The organism is Lentzea sp. CA-135723 (assembly GCF_050936595.1).
Classification (GTDB): domain Bacteria; phylum Actinomycetota; class Actinomycetes; order Mycobacteriales; family Pseudonocardiaceae; genus Lentzea.
The window spans coordinates 1,062,826-1,089,619 of sequence record NZ_JBNJMK010000001.1 but is presented as its reverse complement, the minus strand read 5'-3'; the positions used below and the strand labels follow the sequence as shown (position 1 = coordinate 1,089,619).

Annotated in this window: 30 protein-coding genes; 10 read left to right on the top strand and 20 right to left on the bottom strand. The window is 70.8% G+C overall.

What is annotated here, in order from left to right; all coding sequences use genetic code 11:
- Window positions 1-60: 60 nt before the first annotated feature.
- The 5 genes from ACQEU1_RS04570 to ACQEU1_RS04550 form a co-directional block, all read right to left on the bottom strand.
- Window positions 61-1,305: an RNA polymerase sigma factor gene (locus ACQEU1_RS04570; RefSeq protein WP_433196532.1), complete on the bottom strand. Its 1,245-nt coding sequence runs from the start codon at window positions 1,303-1,305 to the stop codon at window positions 61-63.
- Between the two features lie 7 nt (window positions 1,306-1,312).
- Window positions 1,313-1,543, bottom strand: a complete 231-nt coding sequence (locus ACQEU1_RS04565) for a hypothetical protein (protein ID WP_433196530.1) — start codon at window positions 1,541-1,543, stop codon at window positions 1,313-1,315.
- A 59-nt stretch (window positions 1,544-1,602) separates the two neighbouring features.
- The gene (locus tag ACQEU1_RS04560; RefSeq protein ID WP_433196528.1) at window positions 1,603-2,439 is read right to left on the bottom strand and encodes an NAD(P)H-binding protein; all 837 of its coding nucleotides are present in this window, start codon (window positions 2,437-2,439) and stop codon (window positions 1,603-1,605) included.
- Window positions 2,436-3,191: a TetR/AcrR family transcriptional regulator gene (locus ACQEU1_RS04555; protein WP_433196526.1), complete on the bottom strand. Its 756-nt coding sequence runs from the start codon at window positions 3,189-3,191 to the stop codon at window positions 2,436-2,438. The genes ACQEU1_RS04560 and ACQEU1_RS04555 overlap by 4 nt, the downstream gene beginning before the upstream one ends.
- 66 nt (window positions 3,192-3,257) lie before the next feature.
- Window positions 3,258-3,884, bottom strand: coding sequence for an SGNH/GDSL hydrolase family protein (locus ACQEU1_RS04550; protein WP_433196524.1), 627 nt, complete (start codon window positions 3,882-3,884; stop codon window positions 3,258-3,260).
- Window positions 3,885-4,066: 182 nt separating this feature from the next.
- On the opposite strand from ACQEU1_RS04550, the gene ACQEU1_RS04545 reads away from it, so the two are divergent.
- Entirely contained in the window at window positions 4,067-5,065 is a 999-nt protein-coding gene (locus ACQEU1_RS04545; protein ID WP_433211316.1) for an IS481 family transposase, read from the top strand.
- On the opposite strand, the gene ACQEU1_RS04540 is transcribed toward ACQEU1_RS04545, so the two are convergent.
- From ACQEU1_RS04540 to ACQEU1_RS04515, 6 genes are all read right to left on the bottom strand, one after another.
- Window positions 5,062-5,751 carry a hypothetical protein gene (locus ACQEU1_RS04540; protein WP_433196522.1) on the bottom strand — a complete coding sequence of 230 codons (690 nt, stop codon included), beginning with the start codon at window positions 5,749-5,751 and terminating at the stop codon, window positions 5,062-5,064. The genes ACQEU1_RS04545 and ACQEU1_RS04540 overlap by 4 nt on opposite strands.
- A 69-nt stretch (window positions 5,752-5,820) precedes the next feature.
- Window positions 5,821-6,042 (bottom strand): hypothetical protein, encoded by a 222-nt coding sequence (locus ACQEU1_RS04535; RefSeq protein ID WP_433196520.1) that lies wholly within the window; start codon window positions 6,040-6,042, stop codon window positions 5,821-5,823.
- The gene (locus ACQEU1_RS04530) at window positions 6,039-6,548 is read right to left on the bottom strand and encodes a general stress protein (RefSeq protein ID WP_433196518.1); all 510 of its coding nucleotides are present in this window, start codon (window positions 6,546-6,548) and stop codon (window positions 6,039-6,041) included. The genes ACQEU1_RS04535 and ACQEU1_RS04530 overlap by 4 nt, the downstream gene beginning before the upstream one ends.
- Window positions 6,549-6,587: 39 nt before the next feature.
- Window positions 6,588-7,286, bottom strand: coding sequence for an arylamine N-acetyltransferase family protein (locus tag ACQEU1_RS04525; protein ID WP_433196516.1), 699 nt, complete (start codon window positions 7,284-7,286; stop codon window positions 6,588-6,590).
- 55 nt (window positions 7,287-7,341) lie between these two features.
- On the bottom strand, window positions 7,342-7,851 hold the full coding sequence (locus ACQEU1_RS04520; RefSeq protein ID WP_433196514.1) for a GNAT family N-acetyltransferase: 510 nt from the start codon (window positions 7,849-7,851) through the stop codon (window positions 7,342-7,344).
- Complete coding sequence (locus ACQEU1_RS04515) at window positions 7,848-9,467, bottom strand: MFS transporter (RefSeq protein ID WP_433211313.1); 1,620 nt, start codon at window positions 9,465-9,467, stop codon at window positions 7,848-7,850. Before ACQEU1_RS04515 ends, ACQEU1_RS04520 begins: the two co-directional genes overlap by 4 nt.
- 306 nt (window positions 9,468-9,773) lie before the next feature.
- Here ACQEU1_RS04515 and ACQEU1_RS04510 point away from each other — a divergent pair, with 306 nt between their 5' ends.
- Window positions 9,774-10,205, top strand: a complete 432-nt coding sequence (locus tag ACQEU1_RS04510; RefSeq protein ID WP_433196512.1) for a hypothetical protein — start codon at window positions 9,774-9,776, stop codon at window positions 10,203-10,205.
- Here ACQEU1_RS04510 and ACQEU1_RS04505 read toward each other — a convergent pair.
- Both ACQEU1_RS04505 and ACQEU1_RS04500 read right to left on the bottom strand, forming a co-directional pair.
- Window positions 10,183-11,445 carry a hypothetical protein gene (locus ACQEU1_RS04505; RefSeq protein ID WP_433196510.1) on the bottom strand — a complete coding sequence of 421 codons (1,263 nt, stop codon included), beginning with the start codon at window positions 11,443-11,445 and terminating at the stop codon, window positions 10,183-10,185. The genes ACQEU1_RS04510 and ACQEU1_RS04505 overlap by 23 nt on opposite strands.
- On the bottom strand, window positions 11,442-12,020 hold the full coding sequence (locus ACQEU1_RS04500; RefSeq protein WP_433196508.1) for an RNA polymerase sigma factor: 579 nt from the start codon (window positions 12,018-12,020) through the stop codon (window positions 11,442-11,444). Before ACQEU1_RS04500 ends, ACQEU1_RS04505 begins: the two co-directional genes overlap by 4 nt.
- 114 nt (window positions 12,021-12,134) lie before the next feature.
- Between ACQEU1_RS04500 and ACQEU1_RS04495 the strand changes: the two genes are divergently transcribed.
- Together ACQEU1_RS04495 and ACQEU1_RS04490 are read left to right on the top strand one after the other, a co-directional pair.
- Window positions 12,135-12,380 carry a hypothetical protein gene (locus ACQEU1_RS04495; protein WP_433196506.1) on the top strand — a complete coding sequence of 82 codons (246 nt, stop codon included), beginning with the start codon at window positions 12,135-12,137 and terminating at the stop codon, window positions 12,378-12,380.
- A 488-nt stretch (window positions 12,381-12,868) separates the two neighbouring features.
- Window positions 12,869-13,600: an SDR family oxidoreductase gene (locus tag ACQEU1_RS04490; protein WP_433196504.1), complete on the top strand. Its 732-nt coding sequence runs from the start codon at window positions 12,869-12,871 to the stop codon at window positions 13,598-13,600.
- Here ACQEU1_RS04490 and ACQEU1_RS04485 read toward each other — a convergent pair.
- Together ACQEU1_RS04485 and ACQEU1_RS04480 are read right to left on the bottom strand one after the other, a co-directional pair.
- Complete coding sequence (locus ACQEU1_RS04485; protein ID WP_433196502.1) at window positions 13,582-14,085, bottom strand: DUF2087 domain-containing protein; 504 nt, start codon at window positions 14,083-14,085, stop codon at window positions 13,582-13,584. The two genes, ACQEU1_RS04490 and ACQEU1_RS04485, sit on opposite strands and share 19 nt — an antisense overlap.
- Before the next feature lie 63 nt (window positions 14,086-14,148).
- Complete coding sequence (locus ACQEU1_RS04480) at window positions 14,149-14,625, bottom strand: hypothetical protein (protein ID WP_433196500.1); 477 nt, start codon at window positions 14,623-14,625, stop codon at window positions 14,149-14,151.
- Between the two features lie 49 nt (window positions 14,626-14,674).
- Here ACQEU1_RS04480 and ACQEU1_RS04475 point away from each other — a divergent pair, with 49 nt between their 5' ends.
- Window positions 14,675-15,640 carry a helix-turn-helix transcriptional regulator gene (locus tag ACQEU1_RS04475; RefSeq protein ID WP_433196498.1) on the top strand — a complete coding sequence of 322 codons (966 nt, stop codon included), beginning with the start codon at window positions 14,675-14,677 and terminating at the stop codon, window positions 15,638-15,640.
- Here the strand turns inward: ACQEU1_RS04475 and ACQEU1_RS04470 are convergent.
- The 5 genes from ACQEU1_RS04470 to ACQEU1_RS04450 are packed head-to-tail and all read right to left on the bottom strand — an operon-like array spanning window position 15,628 to window position 20,576.
- Window positions 15,628-16,287: a DUF3626 domain-containing protein gene (locus ACQEU1_RS04470; protein WP_433211310.1), complete on the bottom strand. Its 660-nt coding sequence runs from the start codon at window positions 16,285-16,287 to the stop codon at window positions 15,628-15,630. The genes ACQEU1_RS04475 and ACQEU1_RS04470 overlap by 13 nt on opposite strands.
- A 30-nt stretch (window positions 16,288-16,317) precedes the next feature.
- Window positions 16,318-16,971: a DUF2238 domain-containing protein gene (locus ACQEU1_RS04465; protein ID WP_433196496.1), complete on the bottom strand. Its 654-nt coding sequence runs from the start codon at window positions 16,969-16,971 to the stop codon at window positions 16,318-16,320.
- Window positions 16,961-17,500 (bottom strand): sugar O-acetyltransferase, encoded by a 540-nt coding sequence (locus ACQEU1_RS04460; RefSeq protein WP_433196494.1) that lies wholly within the window; start codon window positions 17,498-17,500, stop codon window positions 16,961-16,963. Before ACQEU1_RS04460 ends, ACQEU1_RS04465 begins: the two co-directional genes overlap by 11 nt.
- Window positions 17,497-18,255 (bottom strand): SWIM zinc finger family protein, encoded by a 759-nt coding sequence (locus ACQEU1_RS04455; protein WP_433196492.1) that lies wholly within the window; start codon window positions 18,253-18,255, stop codon window positions 17,497-17,499. The genes ACQEU1_RS04460 and ACQEU1_RS04455 overlap by 4 nt, the downstream gene beginning before the upstream one ends.
- Complete coding sequence (locus tag ACQEU1_RS04450) at window positions 18,255-20,576, bottom strand: DEAD/DEAH box helicase (protein ID WP_433196490.1); 2,322 nt, start codon at window positions 20,574-20,576, stop codon at window positions 18,255-18,257. The genes ACQEU1_RS04455 and ACQEU1_RS04450 overlap by 1 nt, the downstream gene beginning before the upstream one ends.
- A 41-nt stretch (window positions 20,577-20,617) precedes the next feature.
- On the opposite strand from ACQEU1_RS04450, the gene ACQEU1_RS04445 reads away from it, so the two are divergent.
- From ACQEU1_RS04445 to ACQEU1_RS04425, 5 genes are all read left to right on the top strand, one after another.
- Window positions 20,618-21,373: a TetR/AcrR family transcriptional regulator gene (locus ACQEU1_RS04445; protein WP_433196488.1), complete on the top strand. Its 756-nt coding sequence runs from the start codon at window positions 20,618-20,620 to the stop codon at window positions 21,371-21,373.
- 106 nt (window positions 21,374-21,479) lie between these two features.
- Entirely contained in the window at window positions 21,480-22,721 is a 1,242-nt protein-coding gene (locus tag ACQEU1_RS04440; protein WP_433196486.1) for a hypothetical protein, read from the top strand.
- On the top strand, window positions 22,718-23,674 hold the full coding sequence (locus tag ACQEU1_RS04435; protein WP_433196484.1) for a glutamate ABC transporter substrate-binding protein: 957 nt from the start codon (window positions 22,718-22,720) through the stop codon (window positions 23,672-23,674). Before ACQEU1_RS04440 ends, ACQEU1_RS04435 begins: the two co-directional genes overlap by 4 nt.
- 13 nt (window positions 23,675-23,687) lie before the next feature.
- The gene (locus ACQEU1_RS04430; protein WP_433196482.1) at window positions 23,688-25,814 is read left to right on the top strand and encodes a tetratricopeptide repeat protein; all 2,127 of its coding nucleotides are present in this window, start codon (window positions 23,688-23,690) and stop codon (window positions 25,812-25,814) included.
- Window positions 25,814-26,782 carry a PP2C family serine/threonine-protein phosphatase gene (locus ACQEU1_RS04425; protein WP_433196480.1) on the top strand — a complete coding sequence of 323 codons (969 nt, stop codon included), beginning with the start codon at window positions 25,814-25,816 and terminating at the stop codon, window positions 26,780-26,782. The genes ACQEU1_RS04430 and ACQEU1_RS04425 overlap by 1 nt, the downstream gene beginning before the upstream one ends.
- Window positions 26,783-26,794 lie beyond the last annotated feature (12 nt).

Below are 26,794 nucleotides of genomic sequence, written 5' to 3'. Positions count from 1 at the left end.
TCCCTCCCCACCCCCGGCCTGTGCCGCAACGGTAGGGCGGCGGGGTCGGGACGGGTCCCGTCAGCAGCTCGCGGCGCGTTCCAGCAGCAGCGTGCGTTCACGTTCGTTGCGGGTGAGCGAGGCGGCCTTCTCGAACTCGGCGCGTGCCTCGTCGGTGCGGCCGAGCTTGACCAGGAAGTCGCCGCGCACGCTGGGCAGCAGGTGGTAGCCCTGCAACGCCTTCTCGCCCGCGATCTCGTCCACCAGCGCGAGCCCGGCGGCCGGGCCGAACGCCATCGACAGCGCGACGGCCCGGTTGAGCTCGACGATCGGGGACGGCGCGATGCCCGCGAGCACCTGGTAGAGGGCGGCGATGCGCTGCCAGTCGGTGTCCTCGGCCCGGCGCGCGCGGCCGTGGCACGCGGCCAGGGCGGCCTGCACGTAGTACGGGCCGGGCGGCTGGTTGAGGGATTCGGCGCGTTCCAGCGCCTTCAACCCGCGGCCGATGAGCAGCCAGTCCCACTTGCCGCGGTCCTGTTCCAGCAGCAGCACGGGCTCGCCGCCAGGACCGGTGCGGGCCCTGGTGCGCGACGCCTGGATCTCCATCAGCGCGACCAGGCCGTGGACCTCGGCCTCCTTGGGCGCGAGCTCGGCCAGCACGCGGCCCAGCCGCAACGCCTCGGCGCAGAGCTCGGGGCGCAGCCAGTCGTCGCCCTGGGTGGCGGAGTAGCCCTCGTTGAAGATCAGGTAGAGCACCTCGAGGACGCTGGCGAGACGGGTGGCGAGCTCGGGGCCCTCCGGGACCTCGAACGGGACGCCGGCGTCGGCGAGGGTCTTCTTGGCGCGCACGATGCGCTGGGCGACGGTGGAGTCGCTGACCAGGAACGCGCGGGCGATCTCCTCGGTCTTGAGCCCGCCCAGCATCTTCAGCGTCAGCGCCACCCGCGCCTCGGTGCCCAGCACCGGGTGGCAGGCGGTGAAGATGAGGCTCAGCAGGTCGTCGCCGATCTCGTCGTCGATGCCCTCGCTGGCGTCCGGGGTGGCCTCCTGCACGTCGCGGCCGATCTCCTCCACCTTGCGGGTGAGGTTCTCGCGGCGGCGGATCTGGTCGATCGCGCGGCGCTTGGCGGCGGTGGTGAGCCAGGCGCCGGGGTTGCGCGGCACGCCCTCGACCGGCCACTGCTCCAGCGCCTGGACCAGCGCGTCCTGGGCCATCTCCTCGGCCAGGCCGACGTCGCGGGTGTACCGGGCGAGCGCGGCGATGACCTTCGCCGACTCCATCCGCCAGACCGCGTCGATGGTGCGGTGCACCGAGGTAGCCCCCATGGAGGCATCAGACCACAGCCACCTGACGTATTTCCACGACGCACGCCGGGAGCGCGATCCGTTTGACGCGTTCGACCGCTTCCTCGTGGTCGCGGACGTCGATCAGCCAGTACCCCGACACCCCGAACGCGGCGGGCGCGAGGTCGCCCACGTCGAGCAGCACGCCCGCCCGCGCCAACTCCCCGGCGTGCCGCACCGCCACCGCGTCCGGACTCCAGACGAACACCACGAATCGCACCGGCCCTCCTCGCTCCTACCGGTACGTCGAACGGGGAGGGGCCTGATTCGACGCGATGATCAGCCGCGGAAGTCGGCGGCGTGGTCGCGCGCCCACCGCGCGAACGTGCGGTACGGGCGGCCGGTGAGCGTCTCGTAGGCAGGGGACACCACGAACTCGTAGTCGGTGAAGTCGTCGGCGTCGCCGCCCTCGTAGCCGGCGACGCCGAGCACGTACTCAGCGATCTCGCGCGGCCAGCCGACGCTCACGTAGTACTCCAGCGCCTCGTCCACGGTGACGTCGCGGAACGTCAGGTCGCGGCCGAGCACGACGCCGATGTCGCGGGCCATGGCGCGCTGGGTGAGCGGCGGTGGTCCGGACAGGTCGTAGGCGCGGCCGGCGTGCCCGTCCTCCTCGAGGACCCGGATGGCGACGTCGGCGATGTCCGCCTCGTGGATGGGCTGGCCGAGCTCGTCCGGATTGGGGTGCACGATCGTGCCGTCCGCACGGATCGAGGGGCCCCACAGGTCGATCTTGTTGGCCGCGAACTCGCCGGGCCGAAGGTGCGTCCACTGCGCGCCGGACGCCTCGACGGCCTGCTCGACGGGCAGGTGGTGGGTCTTGTCGTAGCCGTAGGTCACCGCGCCCGAGGACAACGTGACGATCCGCCGCACGCCCGCGCGCACCGCCCGTTCGACCACCTCGGCGGCGGTCGGCGGGTGCACGAAGAGGTACAGCTTCTCGACGCCGTCGAACGGCAGGCTGTCCGGGTCGTCGAGGTCGGCGCGCACCGTTTCGACGTGCGCGGGGAACGACGCCTTGGCGGGGTCGCGGGTGATCGCGCGGACGTGGCCGGACAGCCCCCGGACCACCAGCCGGCCGACGTTGCCGGTCGCGCCGGTGACGAGCGTGGTCATCGCAGGCCTCCTTCGATGCCGTCGAGCAGCTTGGCGAGCCCGTAGTCGAACGAGTTGTGCACGTGCTCGGCGAGCGAGGCGTCGACCTCGTAGGCGCCGGCGTTCCAGAGGGTCGTCATCACCGGGTAGCGCTCGACGTCGAAGTAGTCGTCCCAGAACACCTGCCGCGCGCCCCACCACGAGTCGCCGGACTCGCCGGTGGACTGCGCGAGCTGTTGATCGTCCACTTCGGACGCCGCCGCGCCGTGCACGAAGCCCTCGACGGCGACGTGCGCGACGGTGACCTGGCGCGGTTCCAGGCCGGAGTCGGCGAGGGCGGCCAGCAGGAACTCCTGCCCGTCCATCAGCCCTGGCCCGAGCGGCGGCCGGACCATCGACACGTCCCGCATCCACGGATGCGCCTGGTAGACGGCCCGCGTGCGGTCGGCGTAGTGCTTGACGCGCTCCCGCCAGGTGCCGTCGGGCGTGAGGTCGCGTTCCTGCAGCACGGTGTCGGTCATCAGGTCGATGAGCTCTGCCTTGCCGGGCACGTGCGTGTAGAGCGACATCGTGCCGACGCTCAGCTCCTGTGCGACGCGGGCCATCGACATCGCGCCGAGCCCCTCGCGGTCGGCCACCGCGATCGCCGCGGTGACGATCTGGTCGACGCTCACCTTCGGCTTCCTGCCGACCGGTTTCGGTTCCGGAGGGTTGCGCCAGAGCAGTGCGAGCGTGCGTGCCGGGTCTCCCCCGCCGCTGCGTTCGGCGGCCATCCGTCCACCCCATTTCCGTAGGCCATACGGAAACAATACCGTACGACCTACGGAAACTAGCCGGGGTTAATCGACAAGGGCGTACCACGCCTCGGCGAGGGCGCTGTGACCTGCGGCGTTCGGATGGACGCCGTCGTCGGTCCAGTGCTCGGGACCGGTGCTCGCGGACAGCTCGGCGAACAGGCGGTCGGCGGCCAGCAGGGTGGCGCCGTGCGTGCCGGCGAGGTCGCGCACGACGTCGATCATCGGGTCGAGGGCCTCGCGCCACCGCGCGCGTTCGGGTGCGCCGATCAGGCCGCGCCGGGTCTGCACGACGGTGGTGACCGGCAGCAGGAACGGCTCGACGAGGATCAACGGCGTGCCGGCCAGCGGCGCGAGCAGCCGTGCGTAGGTGGCGGCGAACTCGTCGGGGGTGCGGCCGTTGCCGACGTCGTTGATGCCGGCGAGGACCGTGAGGACGTCGGGGCGCGCGGCGAGCACGTCGGTCTGCCAGCGTGCTTCGAGGTCTGCGGTCGAGTCGCCGGCGTGGGCGGTGTTGAGCCAGGTCAGCGGCCGGTCCGGGTGCTCGAAGCACCACCGGCCGACGGCCTGCAGCGGGTAGCCCGCGGGGTCGTCGCCGCCGTGGCGTTCGAAGCTGGTGATCGAGTCGCCGGTGAACATCGCGGTGCCGCCGGCCTTCAGGGTGATCGTCACGGCGGCCACGCTGCCCGGGGCGGCTGTCAGGTGCCGCTCATCGCGCTGGCAGGCGGGCTAGTTGTACTGACCCGAGACGTTGCGAACGGTCCGACACGTGATCGGATGATCTTGGAATGAGGGAGGGCCTCCGGGTTCGGTGTGGATTGCGACATCTGCACCGGCTACCCAGGAGGCCCTCGATTCCTCACGCTAACGCACCGCTGACTGAGCTGGGCAGGCTGCGCCTGGCCCGGTGTGTCGTCGACGACGGGTGGCCACTGCGGCGGGCAGCCGAGCGCTTCCAGGTCTCGGTGAGCACCGCGAAACGCTGGGCCGACCGCTATCGCACCGAAGGCACGCCAGGGATGACCGACCGTTCGTCACGCCCGCTGACCAGCCCGAATCGCACCACTGCCCGACAGGAACGACGAGTCGTCAAGGTCAGGCTGGACCGCCGCTGGGGCCCGGCCCGCATCGCCTACCTGCTCGACCTGAACCCATCGACCGTGCACCGCATCCTGCGCCGCTACCGGCTGGCCCGGCTGCGGCACCTGGACCGGGCCACCGGTGAGCCTGTCCGCCGCTACGAACATCCAGCTCCTGGCGATCTCGTGCACGTCGACATCAAGAAGCTGGGCAACATCCCCGACGGGGGTGGTCACAAGGTCCACGGCCGGACGATCGGAACGCGCAACAGCTCCGCCCATCGTGATCCGGCCCGGCCACGCAAGAACAGCAGCCGCGCCAACCTCGGCTACAGCTTCCTGCACAACGCCGTCGACGATCACAGCCGCCTTGCCTACACCGAGATCCTCGCCGACGAGACCGAGGAAACCGCCATAGCGTTCTGGTCACGCGCTCAGACCTTCTTTGCCGCCAACGGGATCACCGTCGCGCGAGTGCTCACCGACAACGGGTCCTGTTACCGATCCCGGCTCTGGCGCGACGCTCTGACCACAGCCGGGATCACCCACAAACGCACACGGCCACGCCGGCCTCAGACCAACGGCAAAGTCGAACGCTTCAACCGCACCCTGCTCGACGAGTGGGCCTACGCGCGTCCTTACAGCACCGAGACCAAGCGCCGCGAGGCCTTGCCCAGGTGGTTGCATCTCTACAATCACCACCGCGGTCACACCGCCCTCGCAGGCAAGCCACCCGCCAGCCGCGTTCCTAACCTGTCAGGGCACTACAGCTAGTCGACGTACCAGACGACCCTGACCTCGGCAGGCGTGATCGTGCGGGACTCCGCGCACACCTCGTGGGTGAAGACGAGCCCGTCCGCGCGGCAGACCCGTTCGTCACCCGAGTCGAGCGCGGGCCGGGGTGTGAACCCGCGGGAGGCGAGGTGCTCGCGCGTCGCGTCGGGCGCGCTCGTGCCGGTGAGCGTCACCTCGCGTGAGCAGTTGCCGGAACCGCAGTGGCCGAGCCCCTCGGCGACCTTCAGACCGGCGGGTCCGGGCAGCACGCCTTCGTCGCCGGGCTTGGACTCCAGCTGGCCGAGCAGCACGACGGCCGTCGCCAGCAATCCGGTGGCCACCATCGTCGTCAGCACGAGCACGGCTGACGCGATGCCGCGTTCGCGTGGCACGGCCGGCAGGCACACGAGCGCGGCGACCACCGGGTACAGCCAGAACAGTTCGATGTACGACGGCACCCACGGCCCGGCGAGCCCCAGTGCGCGCGGCAGCACGAACCACGCCAGCACCGCCACGAGCGCGCCCCCGACGACGAGGCCGGTTCTTCGCGTGCGGGCCAGCGCGCACCACAGCACGACCGGCACCAGCCCGAACAGACTCGACGTGGGCACGCACACCGCCGCGGCCGCGCCGACCGGCACGAACCGCCACCAGTGCGTGCGCACCGCATCCCCCAAGATCGGCATTCCGCCAGTAAAGCGGAAACGCCGCCCCGCGCGGGCGGGACGGCGTTTCCTGTGGTGGGAGCGAGGCTTTCAGGCTGCCAGGTCGGCTTTCGCCGGTTCCAGCAGCAACTGCGTGACCCGCAGCTGGCGGGCGGCCGCACGGAGGTCCTTCACGATCTCGGCGACGTCGCGACCCAGGTCGGTCTCGGCACGGGCGGCCAGGTTGGTGGCCTGCGCGCCGAGCCTGGCGCTGGTCTGCCGGATCTCGTCGAGCGCGGTGCGCAGCTCGTCGACGGTCAGCGGGGTGCTCATCCGCGCCACGCGAGCTTCGTGAGCATGTCCTTGCCCTGCTCGGCGCTGCGCGGGTGGCTCAGCACGTCGTAGCGACCGGCCACGAGCTGGGTGACGGAGGCGAAGTCGCGGCGGCCGCGCGTGGCGGCGTAGCGCATCGCGGCTCCGGCGAGGCCGAAGGCCGTACCGGCGACCAGACCCACGACGATCGGCGCGAGCGCGCCGCCGGTGGAGAACAGGCCGAGCAGCAGACCGACGAACAGACCGAACCAGGCACCCGACGCGGCACCCGCGCCGAGGACGCGGCCCCAGGTCAGGCGGCCGGTGACGCGTTCGACGATCATCGGCTCGACGCCGACGATGGTGACGTCCGCGACCGGGAAGTCGTTGTCCGCCAGGTGGTCGACGGCGCGCTGCGCTTCCTCGTAGGTCGCGTAGGAACCGATGGGCCAGCCCGAGGGCGGGGTGGGCAGTGCGTTGACGCCCGTGGAATTTGCTCCCGTGGCGAACGGAGTCGCGGTGGTCATTTCCAACACCTCCGAAATGCGATCCCCTTACACCCGGTATTACGAACTTGCGTCCGCTTTTGTTCCCGGAGTTGAGCCGATGTGACTCAGCTCCCCTTCGGTAAGGACGATGTCGAGCGATTCCAGCGTTTTTCCGAGGTCGTCAACCTGAGAATTCTCAGGTTTCTCCCCCGCGTGCTCGACGACGAACCTGCCGCCGATCAGCCGGCGGCTCAGACCGGGTTCGAGGCGCATGGCGACGAGCTGGTGGCTGAACGGCGAACGCGGGTGCGTGGCGACGTAGTAGTTGGCCGCTTCGTAGTCGACGGGCCGTTGCTCGACGCCGGTCTCGAACGCGTGCTGGAGCGTCCAGCCGTCCTCTTCGAGCTTCTCCAGCACCCACCGGCCGTCCTCGTGCCGCAGGCGGTGCGGCCATCCGGCCTGGTCGACCTCCGCGCCGTCGCGCAACGGCATGGGACGCAGCACGCCCGCGCCGAAGCCGACGTCGACGAGGTGGTCGTCCACGATGGACAGGAAGTGCGTGCGCGGGCCGGTGAACACGCGGCCCATCTGCCGGCTGACGGTGTGGCCGAGGCGTTCCAGGACCGCGGTGAACAGCAGCTGGTGTTCGTAGCAGTAACCGCCGCGCGGCTTGCGCAGCATCTTGTCCTGGATGTCGTCGAGGTCGAGTGACGGGATCTTGCCGAGCATCACGTCGACGTTCTCGAACGGAATGGCGAGCACGTGCTTCTCGTGCAACTCCGCGAGCGAACTCGACGCCGATGCGCCCGTTCGCGCGAAGTAGGCTTCCAGGTCAACCTTTTCCGTCTGCCACATGCGCGTCCCCCTGAGTCTGCGACCACTCCTCTCTCGTAAGCGCGTACTCGACCTCTCCGTATTCCGCGCCGGGCAGCGGATCGGGGAAGTCGAGGTGGAAGGTGCGGACGTGCCGCAGCCCGCACTTCTCCAGCACGCGCCGCGAACCGGCGTTGACGAACATCGTCGTGGCGACCACGCGCTCGACGTCCGCGCTGGTGAAGCCACGTGCGATCAATGCCCGGCCGCCCTCGGTGGCGTAGCCGCAGCCCCAGAACGCGCGGTGCAGCCGGTAGCCGAGCTCGACCTCGCGGTCGCCCTTGAACTCGAACCAGCCGACGAACCGGCCGGTCGCGTTCTCGTGCGCCGCGAGGAAGCTCTCGCCGAGGTAGTTCCCGACCGGGGCGGGGTCGAGGTAGCGCATGACCTCGGGGTCGGCGTGCAGCTCGGTCAGCGCGTCCACGTCGGCCGCGGTCATGGGCCGCAGGGTCAGGCGTTCGGTTCTCACGCTCGAATCGTGACGCGGTTGTCCACCGGTTTCCCGGCGGTCTTGAGCGACGCGAACGCGGCCAGCAGGCACAGCGCGATGGCGAACCCGAACGCGATCGCGAGGCCCTGCGCGAAGGGTCCGGAGATGAGGCTCGGGAAGAACCCGCGGCCGGTGAGGAACGCGGCCTGGTCCGGCGGCAGCGTCGCGAGCTGGTCGCCGAGCAGCTGCTGGATCGGGTTGTAGCCGAGGAACGCCGCGAACAGCACGGCCACCGCCGGCAGCGCCGCGACCTGGGCGGCGGCGGTCTGGGACACGCCGTGGTCGACCAGACCCGTGCGCATCGCACCGGGCAGCGACTGGGAGAACCCGACGATGATCAGGCTGAAGAAGAACCCGATCGACAGCACCATGGCGGTGTTCTGGAACGTGGTCATCATGCCGCTGCCGGACCCGCGGGCGTTGGCGGGCAACGAGTTCATGACCTCGGCGCGGTTGGGCGAGGAGAACATGCCCATCCCGATCCCGGTGAACACCAGGATCACCGCGAACTCCCAGTAGGGGAAGTCCACCGGCAGGGCGATGAGCAGCGCGAACGTGACGGCGGTCAGCACGTTGCCGCCGAACGCCAGCGCCCGGCTGCCGAGCCGGTCGGACAGGATGCCGGCCGTGGGCGCGGCGAGCAGGAACCCGACCGTCATGGGCAGCATGTAGATGCCCGCCCACAGCGGCGTCTCCTCGTAGGAGTAGCCGTGCAGCGGCAGCCAGATGCCCTGCAGCCAGATGATCAGGATGAACTGCAGCCCGCCACGCCCGAGCGCCGAGGCGAAGTTCGCGATGTTGCCCCAGGTGAACGACGGCAGCCGGAACAGGTGCAGGTCGAACAGCGGGTTCGGCACGCGGTGCTCGATGACGACGAACGCCACCAGAACGGCCAGTCCGCCGATGAGGCAGGTGAGCACGAACGGGCTGGTCCAGCCGGTCTGCGAGGTGCCGTGCGGCTGGATGCCGTAGGTGATCCCGACCAGCAGCACGATCAGCCCGACGGCGAAGGTGATGTTGCCCCACCAGTCCATCTCGGCGCGCCGGCGCTCCCCGGTGTCGCGCAGCTTGAGGTAGGCCCACACCGTGCCGAACAGGCCGAACGGCACAGACACGATGAAGATCAGGTTCCAGTTCACCGGCGCCAGCAGCCCGCCGATGACCAGCCCGAGGAACGACCCGGCGATCGCCGCGACGCCGTTGATGCCGAGGGCCATGCCGCGCTGCGTGACCGGGAAGGCGTCGGCGAGGATCGCCGAGGAGTTCGCCATCAGGAACGCCCCGCCCACGCCCTGCACGACCCGCCACCCGATCAGCCACAGCGCGGCGGCGTCCCCGTCGAACCAGGTGATCGCGAGCATCACCGAGCTCGCGGTGAAGATCGCGAAGCCGAGATTGTACATCCGGGCCCGGCCGTACATGTCGCCGAGGCGCCCGAAGCTCACCACCAGCACGGCCGTGACGACCAGGAACCCCATGATCATCCACAGCAGGTAGCCGGTGTTGGCCGGGTCGAGCGGGTTGATCGCGATGCCCTTGAAGATGTCGGGCAACGCGATCAGCACGATCGAGGAGTTGATCGTGGCGATGAGCATGCCCAGCGTGGTGTTGGACAGCGCGATCCACTTGTACCCGGCCTCGGCCGGCGCCTGCACAGTCACTTCGCCATGCTAACCAATCCGTCCAGGGAAAGATCCGCGTCGTGACGAACAGCGCGCAGCCCACCCGGCTCCCCGGTCGAGGAGCTGCTGTTCGGCGCCGACTACGAGGCCGCCACCAGCTACCACCAGGAGCTGCACCAGGCAGCGAACTGGCCGACGTTCACGGTTCCGCTGGCCGGCGGTCACCGGCTGCACGTCGTCTACCGCACGTTCGAGGGCGACTCCGGCACCAACTACCTCGTGCACCACCCCGACTGGGACGAGGCCGGGCTCCTCGCCGCGGACGAAGGCCACTTCATGGGACCAGGCCTGTCCTGGCCGGAGCTGGTCGGTGCCGCGGACAACGCACTGCCGGGTGGCAGCACCTCCGATCCGCACGCCCGTCTGCTGCTCCTGCTCCCGGCGTTCGGCGACGAGGACGTGCCAGGGGACGCGGTCGGCCGGCTGGCCGGCGCACTCCGCGCCCTGACCGCCGTGGCCGAGGCCGAGACCGCGGCCGCCGCCCTGCTGGAGGGTCAGGGGGCGACCGGTCCCGTGCGGTGGACGGACGGGCCGGGCCACGCCGTCAACAACGGCACCTACTCCTACCGCAACCCGGCCAACCACTTCGCGCTGCCGCCCGAGCGCGCGGCCAGGGTGGCCGCCGCCCTCAGGACGGGTTCTGCGGCGTGATCGTCTCCAGCACCTTGCCCGCCGCGTCCCGCACCACGACCCGCGCCTCGGGGCTGCGGTCGAGCAGGCTCGCGTCCAGCAGGAACGTGCCTCCCGCGATCGTGGCGGGCGCGTCGCCCACCCCGGGGCTCGTGTAGGTGATGGACGCGACCTTCGGGTCGAGGACCAGGCCGATCACCTTGGCGTCGGTGCTGTTGCCGCCGTGGTACTCGCCCTTGTCGTCGACGGTCGACGGCTTGAAGTCGTAGAATGCCGTCGCGCCCGCGATCGTGGTGCCCCGGACCTCCTTGAGGTCGTCCAGGTCGTACAGCACGCCGTCGTTCGGGTTCTCGCTCGCCTCGCGGCAGTAGAGCAGCAGGTCGGAGAAGCGGCCGAGCATCATCGTGTCGGTGGCGCTGACCTTCACGGTCTGGCCGTGGGCGAACTGGTCGGCGTCCGGGATCGGGCGGTCGCGCAGGCACTTCGCGAACTTCTGCTGTTCGGGCGTGGTGCGCTCGGCGGGCGGCAGGGGGCGGTCGACGACGGACTCGGCCGGCTTCGGCACGCCCCGCACGGCGAAGTCGTGGCCGTTGACCAGCGCCAACGTGCCGTTCTCGGCCTTGGTGAACCCGGTGGGCGCGAGGAACAGGCCGTCGAGGATGCCGGGGCCCGCGTAGTTGGTGCCCTGGTCGCCGACGCGGGACAGGCTGAGGATCTTCACGTCCGGGGAGACCAGGCCCGCCATCGCGCCGGTCGGGGTGGTGAAGAGGATCTTCACCTGGCGCAGGTCGTCGCTCACGGTCGCGGCGTCCGGGGCCGACAGCGTCGTGGTGGTGGCGGTGTTGGCGCAGAAGAACACGCCTGCGGGCACCCGGAACGCGGTGAGCACGGTGCCGTTCTTGCGGCTGGTGGCGATCGGCGCCCACTCGGCTGCGGGCGGGTGCGCGGCCGTGGCGGTCGCCGCGCACCGGGTCAGCACCTCGGGGGCGACCTTGCCGGGCTCGACGTTGTTGACGACGTTGCGGTCCTTGCCGACGAACTCGCCGTTGTGCTGCATCGGCGGGCCCGCGACCTGGGCCGAGGTGCCGAGCAGGGCCTGGCTCGCGAAGACGGTGCCGGCGGCGAGGAGGCTGACGCCGGCCGCGATGAGGACCGGCCTGCCGTTGCGGACGGGCGTGTCCATGCCCTCGGACAGGCGCTGGCGGGCACGCATGCGGACGTCCGCGGGCAGCGGGCGGTGGTCGGGCAGCTGGTCGATCATGCGTTGTCCTCGGGGGTGAGGTCGCGCAGCCGGGCGCGAGTGCGGGAGACGCGGGCGCGGACGCTCGACTCGGTGATGCCGAGGAGCGTGGCGGCGTCGGAGACGGACACGTCGCCGAGCAGGCAGAGCTGGGCGATCTCGCGTTCGGATGCCGGCAGCTTCGCGATGGCGGCCAGGACGTGGACGAGGCGGCGCTGCGCGTCGGTGCGCGCGGCGACCTCGTCGGCGTGGTCGCGCTCGTCCTGCGGCACCAGCTTCGTGACCAGCCGCAACGCCCTGCGCTTCGCGCGCCACTCGGTGCGGGCGCGGTTCGCGGTGACCGTGTAGAGCCACGGCAGCGCGGAGTCGCGCACGAGCTGGGCGTCGCCGCGTTTGCGCCAGGCGGTCAGGAACGTGGCGGAGAGCAGGTCCTCCGCCTGCGACCAGGACGCGGTGAGGCGGTAGGCGTAGTTCCAGACCGCTTCGGCGTGCCGTTCGAACAGCTCGGTGAACGCGGCGTGGTCGCCCCGCGCGATCTGCTCCCAGAGGTGCGTGTCGGGCGGCCCGACGTTCGCGCGCTCGGTCGTTTCAGTCATCACACTCCGCCTGGGGCCACCAAAGCCCAGTGTGCTGCGTGACCCCGGTCACCTCGTTACCGGGGAGTTACCCCTCATTCGAGGCGTGAATGACGCCGATGGCAAGATCTGCGCGTGCCGTTCGAGCAGCAGCAGCCCGGCAATGTCGAGGCGGAGACCCAGGTGTTCGCGAAGTTCCCGACGCACGAACCAGACGAGGCGACGATTCCCGGTGTAGAGCCGGTGCCCGCACCACCAGCCCCACCAGCGGCACCTGCCACGCCCGCGGCCGCCGCACCGGCGGCAGCGCGCAAGCCCAAGTCGTTGACCCGGCGGTTGGCCCGCCGGATCCTCGGCCCGACCTTGATGACGAAGAAATAGGCCCAGCTAGCGGTCGGGAACCTGACCCAAGCCTCCGCAGACCCGGCAGGCGGTCCGGTCCTCGTTGAGCCCAGAACCAAGGCAACGGCTGCACTCCTTCACAGAAGAACAGTGTCCGCTTCTACGCGGAGTGGTGGCAGCCGCCAAGCAGGGACCGTCCCGGCAATAATGGGTGACCCCCATCGTTCACGCTCGGTGATCAGGCCTGGGTGGACGGTCCGGCTGGAATCTCGTTGGCGCGTGCGACATTGCCTGCGACGATGCCTCTTCGTTCCCCGTTCGGAAGCTTCCACCAGCCGGAGCAGCCACGGGGGCACGGGTGCGACATCTCGTGCAGCACAAGGCCTTCCGGACCGGGAACGGGTTGCTGCCACGACATGGTCCCCGACCCCGCGCACAGCAGGCAGGTTCCCTCTTCACACTCCACACCTGGTAATTACTCCACACGGGACACTTCGGGCAATCGCTGGATCGAGGGGAGATCACCGATGGCGGTGGCGGTCGTGACGGGAGCCGGTTCGGGCGTGGGACGCGCGTCGGCGCGGACCCTGCTGGCGGCGGGATTCCAGGTGGCGCTGGCAGGACGGCGCGAGGACGCGTTGGCCGAGACCGGAGAGGGCTTTCCCGAGAGCGCTCTCGTGGTGCCCACCGACGTGTCGCAAGAGGACTCCGTCGTGCGCCTTTTCGACACCGTGGTCGCGCGGTTCGGGCGGCTCGACGTGTTGTTCAACAACGCGGGCATGAACGTGCGCGCGACGCCGCTCGACGAGTTCTCGTTGAGCGCGTGGGAAAAGGTCGTCGGCGTGAACCTGACGGGCGCGTTCCTCTGCGCGCGCGAGGCGTTCAAGGTGATGAAGACGCACGGCGGCGGCCGGATCATCAACAACGGCTCGATCTCCGCGTCGGTGCCGCGCCCGCACGCCGTCGCCTACAACGCCACCAAGCACGCGATGACCGGGCTGACGAAGTCGTTGTCGCTGGAGGGCCGCGCGCACAACATCGCGTGCGGGCAGATCGACATCGGCAACGCGGCCACGGAGATGACCGCGCGGATGGGCGGCGGTGTGCTGCAGGCCGACTTCGAGGTGCGGCCGGAGCCCACCTTCGACGTGCAGCACGTCGCCGACGCGGTGCTGTACCAGGCTCGGTTGCCGTTGAACGCCAACGTGCAGTTCATGACCGTGATGGCGACCGGGATGCCTTACATCGGCAGGGGTTGAGCCTGGTACATGCCGCCGCCGCGTTCGAGCAGGCCGAGGTCGACGAGGTAGCGGCGGATGGTGACGTGGTCGACCTCTCCCCCGTCGCACCAGGTCCTGAGCCGTTCGTTGATCTCCGTCTCCTCGTAGTACGTGCGCGCGGTGAAGGCGTGCGCGGCGACGTGTTCGAGGATCTTGCGGCGCCGTTCGTGGGCGACCGGCAGTGAGACGAGCCGGTCGTTCTGGATGAACGGCGCGAGCCCGTCGGCGGGCATGGACTCGGTGAGCGTCGCGGCGAGCGGCTTGAGGTCGGCGGGGCGGGCCGGGTCCCCGACGACGAGCCCGGCCTCCCTCAGCTTGTTCAGCGCCGTGCCGGCGTCCTTGGGCTTGAGCCCGGAGGCGGAGGCAACGTCGGTGAGCGTGCCCGCGCCGAGGACGACGGCGGCGAAGGCCCGCAGCCTCGCTGGTTCGGCCAGGGCGCGCACGACGTTCTCCGGTGTGGTCATGTCTGCGAACCTAACGCCGCCGTCCACCGGTTTACCGGGACGCGGCGCCCTGCCACTCGTCCTTCATCGGCCCACCAGCCCCGCGGCGAAGGAGTCGGCGAGGTAGCCGTCGAAGTCGGGCGCCTCGGGGTCGAGCACGTACCGCACCCAGGCCGACCGTTCGTGCTCCAGCGGCGGCAACTCCCAGACGCAGCCGATGAGGTCCTTGGGGATGATGCCGAAGCGCGTGAGGTCGGGATCGGTGCTGCCGAGGAACGGCTGGTCGCCCGACACGGCCGTGCGGCAGTGCAGCACGTTGTCCCAGACCCAGTTGTACGCGTTGAGGTACATGCCCGCCGCGCTGCGGTGCAGCACCGTCACGGTGGCGGGCGGCGTCGGGTCCTCGAAGTCGGGGTAGAGGCGCGGCAGGAACCCGTAGGCAGCCTCGCGGACGTCGTCGGTGATCTCCAGCCCGGGAGTGACCACCTCGTAGCGCTTGACGTGTCTGCCCGCGACGACCAGCGGTTCCTTCACCGCCAGCTGCTTCTCGTAGAAAGCCATGCGTCGAACGTATGAGCTAACCCTGACAACCTATGTCAGTGTAGTCCGCGTGCGTGCGAGTCGACTGGTGTCGCTGCTCCTGCTGTTGCAGACGAAGGGCCGGATGACGGCCTCGGCCCTGGCCTCCGAGCTGGAGGTCTCCGTCCGCACGATCTACCGGGACGTGGAGTCCCTGCACGCCGCCGGCGTCCCGTTGTACGGCGACGCGGGCCCCACCGGCGGGTACCAGCTGCTCGACGGCTACCGCACCCGGCTGACCGGGTTGACCGAGCAGGAGGCGGAGTCGCTGTTCCTGGCGGGGTTGCCGGGGGCGGCGGCCGATCTCGGGCTGGGCGACGCGGTGGCCGCGGCTCAGCTCAAGCTGATGGCGGCGCTGCCGTCGACGCTGCGCGACCGGGCCTCGCGGATGGCGACGCGGTTCCACCTGGACGCGCCCTCCTGGTACTACGACGCGGAGCGCTCGCCGTTGCTGGAGGTCGTGGCGGACGCGGTGTGGCGGGAGCGGTCGATCGAGGTCGGCTACCGGCGCTGGCGCGCACCAGAGGACGTGACGCGCGTCCTGCGGCCGCTGGGCCTGGTGCTCAAGGCCGGGCGCTGGTACCTGGTGGCGCTGGGGTCGTCGCGGATCTCGACGTACCGGGTGGCGCAGATCCAGTCGGTGACGGTGCTCGACGCTTTCGAACGGCCCGCGGACTTCGACCTGGCCGCGCACTGGGCGGCGTCGCTGGAGGAGTTCCAGGCGCGGCAGTACACGGGCACCGCGGTGATCCGGCTGTCGGCGCGCGGCTGGGAGGTGTTCGACTCGCACGTGCTGCCGGTGGTGGCGCGGGCGGCCGAGGAGTCCGTTGTGGAGGACGGCTCCGGGTTCCTCGTCACCATCCCGATCGAGTCGGTGTCGCACGCGGCCGGGATGTTGCTGCGGATGGGTGGCGAGGTGGAGGTGCTGGAGCCGGCGGAGCTGCGGGAGCAGGTGACGGCGGCGGTGCGCCGGCTGGCCGGGATCTACCTGGCGTAACCGAACCTGGCCAGGTGGTGCCACAGGTGCTTGATCACCTGCGGCGGCGCTGTCACGGCGTCGAGCAGGTCCGGCGTGAGGATGCCGTCGCGGGCCAGTGCGAGACCCAGCTCGACCGACTCCGGTGTGCGGTAGTCCTGGTGGCGCAGGAGGTCCGGTGTGGACAGCCGGAAGCCGGCTTCGACGTAGTCGTCGAGCGGGTCGCGGGGCGCGGCGTGGTCCAGGAGCGCGAAGCGCCGTGCCGTACCGAAGCCGACCGGGTCGAAGACGCTGTCGGGGTAGCAGAACGTGGTGCGGTCCAGGACGTCCTCGGTGAGCCTCAGGTGGGCGGATCCGAAGCGGGGCGCTCCCCCGCAGCCGCGCCGGTGGTGGTCGAGGGCGCCGTACTTGGGACGAGCGGAGGGTGCGGCCAGGTCGTAGGCGCCGCCGAAGAGCCTGCTCTCCCACTCCCAGCGATCGCCGCCGGGATGCGCGGTGAGGCCGCCGTTGCTGGTGCCGGTCTCGAACTGGGAGCGGTAGACGCCGTCACGGGTCAGCCGGTCGAGGACGCCTCGGCCTGGGTGGAAGTTGAGAGTGACGCGCAGGTCGCGGGGCAGCGGGCCGCCCGAGGAACGGGCTTCCAGGTGTGCGATCGCACGCTCACCCAGCACCCGCGCACCCCCCGGACCGTCCCCTGCTCACCTGGCATCCGTGTGTTCCCGGCCATCCTTCACGCCGGCTAGACCGGCCAGCTGGCGGTCGTGCACCCGCGCCAGCACCAGCTGCGCGACCACCGCCCCCAGCAGCGCCATGAACATGTCCCACTGGGTGTCCCAGACGTCGCCCTGCGTCCCGAGGAAGTCCCCAGCCGCCTCCCCGCCGAGCACCGCCGACAGCCACTCCAGCAGCTCGTAGCAGGCGCTGAACGCCAGGCACACCGAAGTGACCAGCACGAACAGCCAACCACCCGGCCGCAGCGGAGTCCGTCGCAGCAGCACTTCGCGGGCCAGCACAGCCGGCACGAAACCCTGGACGAAGTGGCCGAACCGGTCGTAGTGGTTGCGGGCCAGGTCGAACAGGTCCTGCGCCCAGAAGCCGACCGGCACGCGGGCGTAGGTGTAGTGGCCGCCCAGGATCAGCACCAGTGCGTGCAGGAACAGCAGCCGGTACAGCAGCGGTGTCAGCGGGAACCGGCGGTGCGTCGCGACCAGGATCGCGCCGCCGATGACGACGGGGGCGACCTCCAGGTACCAGGTGCCACGCGAGTACGGCCCGATCCCGGACACGACCAGGGCGACGACGGTCAGGCCGAGCAGGACCAGGGGTTCGACGACGCGCTTGTCATAGCTCACGGATCACCTTGCAGGGGTTGCCGACGGCCAGTGAGCGCGGCGGGATGTCGCGCGTGACGACGCTACCGGCTCCGATGACCGAGTTCTCGCCGATCGTGACGCCAGCACACACGATGACGCCGCCGCCGAGCCACACGTTGTCGCCGACGACGATGGGAGCGGCGGACTCGAAGCGCTGCCGACGGGCCTCGTGGTCCTCGATCGGGTGCAGGGCGGTGAGGAGTTGGGCGCGCGGTCCGATGGAGACGTCGTCGCCGATGGTGATGGTGGCGCAGTCCATCAGGATGGCGTCGTAGTTGAGGAAGCTGTTGGAGCCCAGGTGGATCTGGTAGCCGTAGTCGCACTGGAAGCGCGGCATGACCCACGAGCCCTCGCCGATCGAGCCGAACAGGCGGGTGATCACATCGGCCGAGCGCGTCGCGTTGAACTCGTCGACCAGCTGCTGCGCGGCCACCCGTTCGGCGACGAGTTCGGGGTCGGAGTCCTTGTACAGCCGGCCGGTCATCATCTTCTGCTTCTCGGTGATCACTCTTCGAGAGTGCCCGACCGCAGCAGCGAGCGGGCGCGGTTCGCGGCGATCTCCATCAACGCGACCAGGTCCGCGGCGTCGAAGCCGGGCGGCGGTTCAACGTGGAGCACCACAGGTGTGGTGGTCGGCAGCGCGGGACGAGTGGGCAGTTGACCTGCGGGTTCGACGGAAACCACCACAGGTGTTCTGGTCGCGAGTGGACCGGCGACGCGCAGGCGGAGGGCGTCGAGGAGTTCCTGTTCCGGTTTTCCCTTGAGCAGCAGCAGGACGAACGGGTCGGCGTCGAGCAGCCAGCCGACCTGGAACGCGAGGGCGGCGGCGTGGCGGCACGGGAGTTCCCAGCCGTCGCAGTCGCACTCGGGTTCCAGGTCGCCGATGCCGGGGACGAGGTCCACTCCGGACTCCTCGGCGGCGACGACGAGGTCGCGCGGCATGTCGTTGGCCAGCAACGCCGCGATGTGCGCGGGGTTCTCGGCGACGCGGTCGAGGAACCGTCCCCAGTGGACTTCGGACAGCACGGGGATCCGCACCGTCGTGCTGTGGACGGTGTCGTTGTCGTGGACCTGGGCGTGCAGGCGGCCGGGGCTCACGGTGATCGGGCCGACGACGCCGGCGTGGGCGTAGCGGCGGCCCAGGCGCAGCAAAGTGGTGTCGAGGGCGGTGTCCTCCAGCGCCTTGACCCACGTCTTGCCCCACCAGGTGGTGGCGACGCGGCGCTTCATCTTGGGGAACGCGGCGAATCCGCGGGCGGTCATCAGGTGCTCCTCAGCACGACGAGTTCGGCGAGTTCGGCGTCGGTGAGCTCGGTGAAGGCGGCCTCTCCCCCGTGCAGGACGGCGTCGGCGAGGTCGCGCTTGTCCTGCAGCAGCGCGGCGATGCGTTCCTCAACGGTGCCTTCGGCGACGAGCTTGTGCACCTGGACGGGCCTGGTCTGGCCGATGCGGTAGGCGCGGTCGGTGGCCTGGTCCTCGACGGCGGGGTTCCACCAGCGGTCGAAGTGGATCACGTGGTCGGCGCGGGTGAGGTTGAGGCCGGTGCCGGCGGCCTTCAACGACAACAGGAACACGGGCGCGCGGCCGTTCTGGAAGTCGTCGACCATCCGCTCGCGCTGCGGCACCGGGGTGCCGCCGTGCAGGAACCTGGTGGGCTGCTTGATGTGCTGTTCCAGCAGCCGGGCCATGCCGACGTACTGGGTGAAGATCAGCGCGGACCCGTCCTCGGCGACGATCGTGTCGAGCAGTTCGTCGAGCAGGTCGAGCTTGCCGGAGGTGCCCTGCAGCGACGGGTGCCCGAGGTAGTGCGACGGGTGGTTGCAGATCTGCTTGAGCCCGGTGAGCAGCTTCAGCACCAGGCCGCGGCGCGCCATGCCGTCCGACGACGCGATCTGGTCGAGCGTCTCGCGCGTCAGCGCCTCGTACAGCGCGGCCTGCTCGACCGACAGCGAGACGAACCGGTCGGTCTCGGTCTTGGCGGGCAGTTCGGGGGCGACGCCGGGGTCGGACTTGCGGCGGCGCAGCAGGAACGGCCGCACGACCTTCGTCAGCGTGTCGTCGGGCGCTGGCCAGCGGGTGCGGAACGCGCGGTGCGTGCCGAGCAGGCCAGGGGTCGTCCAGTCCAGAATGGACCACAGCTCCGACAGGGAGTTCTCGACCGGCGTGCCGGACAGCGCGACGCGGGCGGCGGAAGGAATCGACCGCAGTGCCTTGGCGGTGCCGGAGTGCGGGTTCTTGACGTGTTGCGCCTCGTCGGCGACGACCATCCCCCACTCGTGCGCGCGCAACGCCTCGACGTCGAGCCGCATCGTGCCGTACGTCGTGAGCACCACGCCGGACGAGGCCAGCGTCCGTTGTGGACCGTGGTAGCGGCTGACCGGCACGTCGGGCGCGAACCGGCGGATCTCGCGTTCCCAGTTGCCGAGCAACGACGCCGGGCACACCACGAGCATCGGCTGGTGGTCCGCCCGGTGCAGGTGCAGCGCGATCAGCGTGATGGTCTTGCCGAGACCCATGTCGTCGGCCAGGCACGCGCCCAGGCCGAGCCCGGTCATGTGGGCGAGCCAGCGCAGCCCGTGCAGCTGGTAGTCACGTAGCTGGGCCCGCAACGCCGGTGGCTGCGGGAACTCCGGCACGGCGGTGATCGCGGACGCCAGGCTGTGCGGGGCGACCTCGACCTGTTCGCCGTCGATCACGGCGACGCCGGTCAGCGCCGCCGTGACGGCCTGCACGGCGCTGATGGGCTTGAGCTGCTGCCGGGCCTTGCGCCGCAGCGACGGGTCGACCAGCACCCACTGGTCGCGCAGCCTCACGACCGGCCGCGAGGCCTCGGCGACGAGGTCCATCTCGGCCTCGGTGAGCTCGGCGCCGCCCAGGGCGAGCCGCCAGTCGAACGAGAGCAGGTCGCCGGCCTGGAACGCCCCCGAGGGCTCGCCGATCACGGCCCGCGCGGACAGCCCGGTGGAGAGCTCGCGCGGCCAGTGGACCTCGATGTCGAGCCTGAGCAGTTCGCCGACCTCGGTATCGCTGAGCTCGGCCTCGTCGAGCAGGCGCTGCAACGGCGGCCAGTCGACGCGGGCCATCGCCCGGATCGCGTCGAGCTCGCGGCCGGAGCCCCGCACGTCGCGCGGGGAGGGGTCGGTGACGGCGCGGACCTGCACGATCGCCCGGAACCGCTGCTCAGCGGTCATCTCGATGCGCAACGACAGGGTGATCTGCTCGTCGGCCCACCCCTTGAGCTCGGACACGTCGCACGCCTCGTGCCCCGCGAACGGTCCGGTACCGCCACCACGCGGGAGCACGTCCGCGACGGCGTCGAGGAACGCGCGCAGGGTGTCGTAGTCGCCGTGCGCGGCCAGCTGCCGCAGGTGCAGTTCGTCGGCGTGGTCGAGCGGCCCGACCCGCCAGGTGTCGAACCCGCCCGCCGTCACGTCGGGCACGATCCGCCCGCGCGCCACGAGAGCGAGCGCCGTCGCGGCCGCCACCGACCAGTAATCGGTGCCCTTCAGCACCCCGGGCAGGGCTTCGAGCAGGGGTTTTCCGTGGAGCTGACCGAATCTGGGTGGATCGGCGGGGACGAACATACCCTGTACCGTACAGCATACGGTACGGTAGTGTCGCGCTCGTGATCGAACACACGGGCAGCGGAGACCCGGCGCGGACGCTGGCGTTGCTGTGGCGCACGCAGGAACGGGTGTCGCGCAAGGGCAAGCCGGATCTGAGCGTGGACCGCATCGTGCGGGCGGGCATCGACCTCGCGGACGCGGACGGCCTGAAGGCGTTGTCGATGCGGCGCGTGGCCGAGGCGCTGGGCGTGGGGACGATGTCGCTCTACACCTACGTGCCGGGCAAGGGCGAGCTGATCGACGTCATGGTCGACACGGTGCAGGCCGCGACCGGGCGCGACGAGCAGGACAGCTGGCGCACCCACCTCACCTACGTGGCCAGGGAGAACCTGGAGCTGCACCGGCGGCACCCGTGGTTGTTGCAGGTCGCGCCGTCGCGGACGGTGCTGGGCCCGCAGGTCGCGGCGAAGTACGACTTCGAGCTGCGCGGGCTGGACGGGATCGGCCTGTCCGACGTGGAGATGGACTCGGTGCTCAACCTCGTGCTCGGGCACGTGCAGAACTCGGCGCGCGGGCTGACGGCGGCCGCGGTGACCGAGAAGGAGACCGGGCTGACCGACCAGCAGTGGTGGGACGCCGCGGCGCCGGTGCTGATGACCGTGTTCGACCCGGCGCGGTATCCGGTGGCGGCACGGGTGGGCGGCGCGGTCGGCGAGGCGCACCAGAGCGCCTACTCCCCCGAGCACTCGTTCGAGTTCGGCCTGGAGATGATCCTCGACGGCGTCAATCGGCTGATCGAGTCGCGCGCGCTGTAACACCTGAGTGACGCCTGCCGGGATGCGTCGTTAATTCCCACGCGGTGTCATCTGGGTGCCTACAGTTACGCCACGCCGATCAACTTCGTCGCTGGGAGGCCCGCTCGTGGTGATCGACTCCCGTCCCCGGCAGGCGCTGGTGCGCCGGGTCACCGGTCTGGCGCGGTCGACCCCCGGCCGGCTGAGCCTGATCGTCGTGGTGCTGGTGGTGGCGAGCCTGGCGAGCGGCTGGCTGACGACGTGGAGCGTGAACCGGCAGGAACGGGCGCTGGAGGACCTGGCGACGAGATCGGAGCCGCTCGCGCACGCCGCGCAGGAGGTCTACCGGGCGTTGCAGGACGCGGACGCGACGGCGGCGAGCGCGTTCCTCTCCGGCGGCCTGGAGCCTTCCGAGCTGCGGGAACGCTACGAGGCGGACATCGCGCAGGCCCAGGCCGCGCTGTCGGTGGCCACGGCGTCCTCGCCGGAGCTGACGGCGACGCTGGCGGCGCAGCTGCCGGTGTACACAGGGCTGATCGAGACGGCGCGCACGAACAACCGGCAGGGCTTCCCGGTGGGCGCGGCCTACCTGCGCGAGGCGTCGGGGTTGATGCGCACGCAGCTGCTGCCCGCGGCGCAGGAGCTGTACCGGGCGGAGACGGACCGGGTGGCCCGCGCGCAGGACGAGGCGACGTTCCCGTGGGTGTCGGTGCTGGTCGCGCTGGGGTTCGTGGTGGCGCTGGTGGGCACCCAGCGGTACCTGACGCGCCGGACGAACCGGCTGCTCAACGTCGGCCTGCTGGTCGCGACCGGGGCGGCGGCGTTGTCGTTGCTGTGGGTGACGACGGTGTCGGTGCTGGTGATGCACGACGTGTCGGACTCGCGGGCGGCGTCGAAGAAGGTCGACGTGCTGGCCCAGGCGCGGATCGCGACGCTGACCGCGCGCGGCGAGGAGACGCTGACGCTGGTCGCGCGCGGCGCGGGCCAGTCCTACGAGAAGAACTTCGTCGAGGTGTCGGAACGGCTGGAGGGGCTGCTCGACCAGGCGGCGAAGATGGGGAACACCGCGGCGGTGGACGAGGCGGTGCGGCACTTCCGGCAGTGGCAGCAGGTGCACCAGCGCATCCGCGAGGCCGACGACGCCGGCCAGTACGCCGACGCGGTGGCGTTGATCAACAACCCGTACTTCGACTCGCTGGACCAGGCGCTGGTGAGCGGGATCGGCGAGTCGCGGCAGGACTTCAGCGACGAGGTGGCGGTGGCGCGGGCGTCGCTCGCGGGCACGGTCGTCGGGGTGCTGGTGCTGGCGGCGATCAGCGCCGCCGGGTCGACGATGGGACTGTGGCAGCGGCTCAAGGAGTACCGATGAGGCGACTGACACTGGCGGTGTTGCTGCTGGTCGGGGCGTGTTCGGCGGGACCGCCGCCGAGCGAGGTGGTGCCGCGCACGGCCGCGGCGCCGCAGCCGGCGAACGCGAGCACGGTGTCGGCGGCGCCGTCGAGCTCGGCCGGCGCCGCCCCGGCGTGCGACGCGACGGCGAGCCTGCGGCCTGGGGCGTTGCCGCCGGCGAACCAGATGCCGGACGGGTCGACCATGGCCAGGATCGCGCAGCGCGGCCGGTTGATCGCCGGGGTGGACCAGAACACGTACCTGATGGGGTTCCGCAACTCGTTCACCGGCGAGATCGAGGGTTTCGACGTCGACGTGGCGCGGCAGATCGCGAAGGCCGTGTTCGGTGACGAGAAGAAGGTGCAGTTCAAGGTCGTCACGGCGGCGGAGCGCATCCCGATGCTGCAGCGCGGGGACGTGGACGTGGTGGTGCGCACGATGACGATCACCTGCGAGCGGCTCAAGGACGTGGCCTTCTCACAGGTCTACTACCAGGCCGGGCAGCGGGTGCTGGTGCGCCGCAACTCCGGTGTCACCGGCGTGGAGGGACTCGCGGACAAGCGGGTGTGCGTGGCATCGGGGTCGACGTCGCTGAACAACGTGGTGAACCGGGTGAAGACGACGGTGAGCGTGCCGAACTGGACGGACTGCCTGGTGATGTTGCAGCAGGGGCAGACCGACGCGATCTCCACCGACGACACGATCCTCGCGGGACTGGCGGCGCAGGACCCGTACACCGAGGTGGTCGGCGCGCGGTTCACCGACGAGTCGTACGGGGTCGGGGTGCCGAAGGGGCAGGACGACCTGGTGCGGTTCGTCAACGGGGTGCTGGAGCGGATGCGCGCCGACGGCACGTGGGCGGCGATCTACGGCCGGTGGCTCACGCCGCTGGGCCCGGCACCGGCGCCGCCCGTCGCGCGTTATCGGGACTAGGGGGTGTGCGCGAATGAGTGATGAGCTACCGGAGACGGGCCCGCAGACGGCGCCGGGGACCGCGCCCTGGTCGTCGTCGCAGGAGGTGTCGCGGTCGGCGTCCGGGCGGGCGCGGCGCGGCAGCGGCCGGTCGATGAGCCGCGGCCGGCTGGGCGCGGGCCTGGTCGAGGTGCCGCGGGTGCCCTACCGCGACCCGAAGACCGCCGTGCTGGAGCACCCCGAGGTGCCGGAGGCGAAGCGGTTCTGCTCGAAGTGCGGCAAGAAGGTCGGCCGCCGCAGCGAGACCAAGCCGGGCCGGGTGGAGGGGTTCTGCCCGCAGTGCGGGCACGCGTACTCGTTCACGCCGAAGCTGGCGCCCGGCGAGGTGCTGCACGACCAGTACGAGGTGCTGGGGTGCCTGGCGCACGGTGGCCTGGGGTGGCTGTACCTGGCGCTGGACCACGCGGTGAGCGACCGCTGGGTGGTGCTGAAAGGCCTGCTCGACTCGGGTGACGCGGACGCGATGGCGGCGGCGCTGGCCGAGCGGCGGTTCCTCGCCGAGGTCGAGCACCCGAACATCGTGAAGATCCACAACTTCATCCGGCACGAGAGCCGTGAGCTGAACAAGCTCGTCGAGTACATCGTGATGGAGTACGTGGGCGGCGAGTCGATCAAGGACATGATCACGCGCCGGCGCAAGGAGGGCAGGGGCGACGAGGCGTTGCCCCTGGCGCAGGCGATCGCGTACGTGCTGGAGATCCTGCCCGCGCTGGGCTACCTGCACGGGGTGGGGTTGCTGTACTGCGACTTCAAGCCGGACAACATGATCCACACCGAGGAGCAGCTCAAGCTGATCGACCTGGGCGCGGTGCGGCGCATCGACGACCACCACTCCCCCATCTACGGCACGATCGGCTACCAGGCGCCGGAGATCGGCACGATCGGGCCGTCGGTGTTCTCCGACATCTACACGGTCGGGCGGGCCCTGGCGGTGATGAGCTTCCCGTTCGACTTCCGGGGCCGCTGCAAGGACCGGCTGCCGACGGTGGCCGAGGAGCCGTTGCTGGGCCGGTTCGAGTCGTTCCACCGGCTGCTGCTGCGCGCCACGAACCCGAACCCGGAGCTGCGGTTCTCCTCCGCCGAGGACATGGCCGAACAGCTGACGGGCGTGCTGCGCGAGGTGCTGGCGCTGGAGGACGGGGTGGCGCGGCCGGGGCTGTCACGGCAGTTCACGCCGGAACGCCGCCGCTTCGGCGTGGAGGGCTCGCTGGACCTCGCGGAGGTGGCGCTGGCGCTGCCGGCGCCGTCGGTGAGCACCTCGGACGCGGCGGCCTCGTGGCTCGCGACGGCGACGACGTCGGATCCGGCGGGGCTGCGCAAGGCGCCGGAGCTGACGGTGGAGGTGCGGCTGCGGATCGTGCGGGTGCTGATCGAGTCCGGCGACACCGAGGCGGCGTTGCGGGAGCTGGAGGCGTTGACGGCGCCGTCGATGTTCGACGAGCCGGAGCTCGACCCCGCCGAGGACTGGCGGCCCGACTGGTACCGGGGGCTCGCGGCGCTGGTGGACGGGCGTGCGGGCGACGCGCTGGGGTTCTTCGACGCGGTGTGCTCGGCGGTGCCGGGTGAGGCGGCGCCGAAGCTGGCTCTGGGCGTGTGCTTCGAGGCTCTCGGAGACCTGAAGCCGGCGGCCGCGTGGTACGAGCTGGTGTGGCGCACAGATCACTCGTTCGTGTCCGCCGCGTTCGGGTTGGCGCGGGTGCTGCTCGCGTGTGGTGACCGTGCGCGAGCGGTCGAGGTGCTGTTGTCGGTTCCGGACACGTCTTCACAACACTTGCCGGCCCAGGTGGCGGCGGTGCGCGCGCAGCTCGGCGACTGCGCGGCGGAGGACCTCGTGGCGGCCGGGGAACGCTTGCACGCCTTGGACATCGACGTCGCCTCGCACACGCAGTTGTCGGCGGAGGTGCTGGAGGCGGCGTACGACTACGTGACCCGCAATCAGGCCGCCGAGGGCAAGGTGCTGGACTGTGCACTCTCCGAACACGAGCTTCGGCTGGGTCTGGAGCGTCGCTACCGCACGCTCGCCCGGTTCGCGGCCACGCCGGAGGAACGGATCGCATTGGTGGACCGCGCGAACGCGGTAAGGCCTAGGACGTTGGTTTGATGGACACCCTGAAGTGCCCGGAGTGCTCCGAGCCGGTGGCGGCGGAGGACCGGTTCTGCGAGGCGTGCGGACGCAACCTGCTGGTGCGCCGCACGCCGCTGGGCGGACCGACCGGTCCCGCGCAGGCCTCGTGCATCCTGTGCGGGTCGCCGGACATCGATGACGAGGACTACTGCACCCAGTGCGGCCGGCACCAGCCGTCGGCCCGCGACCGCGTCGAGTACGCGCTGGGCGCCGTGTCCGGAGTCTCGGACCGGGGCAAGCGCCGCGCGCGCAACGAGGACTCGATGGCGTTCGGGCACGTGGCGGGCAAGGGTGTCGCGGCCGTGGTCTGCGACGGCGTGGCGTCCTCCGAACGCGCGGAGCAGGCCTCCCAGGCCGCCGCCGACGCCGCGGTCGACGTGCTGCTGAACGCCCTGATCGACACCGCGGACCCGGAGCAGGCGATGATCGACGCCGTCTCCGCGTCGTGCTACGCGGTGGAGAAGCTGGTCGAGAACGAGCCTCTCGAAGCGGGTGGGCGGGGTGTCGCGCCGTCGTGCACGTTCGTCTCGGCGCTGGTCACCGAGACCGCGGTGACGATCGGCTGGGTGGGCGACTCGCGCGCGTACTGGCTCGCGGACGAGGGCTCCGAGCAGCTCACGACCGACGACACCTGGGCCGCGCAGCTGGTCGCCGAGGGCGTGCTCACCGAGGAGCAGGCCCGCACCGACCGCCGCGCGCACGTGCTGTCGCGCTGGATCGGCGCCGACGCGGGCCAGGTCGTGCCGCAGGTGGCGACCATCCGCCCGACCTCGGCGGGCGTGTTCCTGCTGTGCTCGGACGGCCTGCACAACTACCGCCCGCAGCCAGAAGACCTCCAGCCGCTGCTGCCGTGCGGCCCAGAGGAGTTCGTGAAGGTCGCCCTGGACGCGGGCGGCCACGACAACATCACCGTCGTCCTGGTGCCCTTCGCACCGGCCGACTGACTTCCTCCGGAA

Excerpts from the sequence above, each read along its gene's own strand:
- ACQEU1_RS04530 (WP_433196518.1), bottom strand. The coding sequence starts at position 6,548 with ATGACCACCGCGACTCCGTTCGCCACGGGAGCAAATTCCACGGGCGTC.
- ACQEU1_RS04500 (WP_433196508.1), bottom strand. The coding sequence starts at position 12,020 with ATGACTGAAACGACCGAGCGCGCGAACGTCGGGCCGCCCGACACGCAC.
- ACQEU1_RS04555 (WP_433196526.1), bottom strand. The coding sequence starts at position 3,191 with ATGGCCGCCGAACGCAGCGGCGGGGGAGACCCGGCACGCACGCTCGCA.
- ACQEU1_RS04515 (WP_433211313.1), bottom strand. The coding sequence starts at position 9,467 with ATGCTCATCGCCACGATCAACTCCTCGATCGTGCTGATCGCGTTGCCC.
- ACQEU1_RS04430 (WP_433196482.1), top strand. The coding sequence starts at position 23,688 with ATGAGTGATGAGCTACCGGAGACGGGCCCGCAGACGGCGCCGGGGACC.
- ACQEU1_RS04560 (WP_433196528.1), bottom strand. The coding sequence starts at position 2,439 with ATGACCACGCTCGTCACCGGCGCGACCGGCAACGTCGGCCGGCTGGTG.
- ACQEU1_RS04450 (WP_433196490.1), bottom strand. The coding sequence starts at position 20,576 with ATGTTCGTCCCCGCCGATCCACCCAGATTCGGTCAGCTCCACGGAAAA.
- ACQEU1_RS04570 (WP_433196532.1), bottom strand. The coding sequence starts at position 1,305 with ATGGGGGCTACCTCGGTGCACCGCACCATCGACGCGGTCTGGCGGATG.
- ACQEU1_RS04455 (WP_433196492.1), bottom strand. The coding sequence starts at position 18,255 with ATGACCGCCCGCGGATTCGCCGCGTTCCCCAAGATGAAGCGCCGCGTC.
- ACQEU1_RS04540 (WP_433196522.1), bottom strand. The coding sequence starts at position 5,751 with ATGCCGATCTTGGGGGATGCGGTGCGCACGCACTGGTGGCGGTTCGTG.
- ACQEU1_RS04435 (WP_433196484.1), top strand. The coding sequence starts at position 22,718 with ATGAGGCGACTGACACTGGCGGTGTTGCTGCTGGTCGGGGCGTGTTCG.
- ACQEU1_RS04485 (WP_433196502.1), bottom strand. The coding sequence starts at position 14,085 with ATGACCACACCGGAGAACGTCGTGCGCGCCCTGGCCGAACCAGCGAGG.
- ACQEU1_RS04480 (WP_433196500.1), bottom strand. The coding sequence starts at position 14,625 with ATGGCTTTCTACGAGAAGCAGCTGGCGGTGAAGGAACCGCTGGTCGTC.
- ACQEU1_RS04490 (WP_433196504.1), top strand. The coding sequence starts at position 12,869 with ATGGCGGTGGCGGTCGTGACGGGAGCCGGTTCGGGCGTGGGACGCGCG.
- ACQEU1_RS04505 (WP_433196510.1), bottom strand. The coding sequence starts at position 11,445 with ATGATCGACCAGCTGCCCGACCACCGCCCGCTGCCCGCGGACGTCCGC.
- ACQEU1_RS04425 (WP_433196480.1), top strand. The coding sequence starts at position 25,814 with ATGGACACCCTGAAGTGCCCGGAGTGCTCCGAGCCGGTGGCGGCGGAG.
- ACQEU1_RS04535 (WP_433196520.1), bottom strand. The coding sequence starts at position 6,042 with ATGAGCACCCCGCTGACCGTCGACGAGCTGCGCACCGCGCTCGACGAG.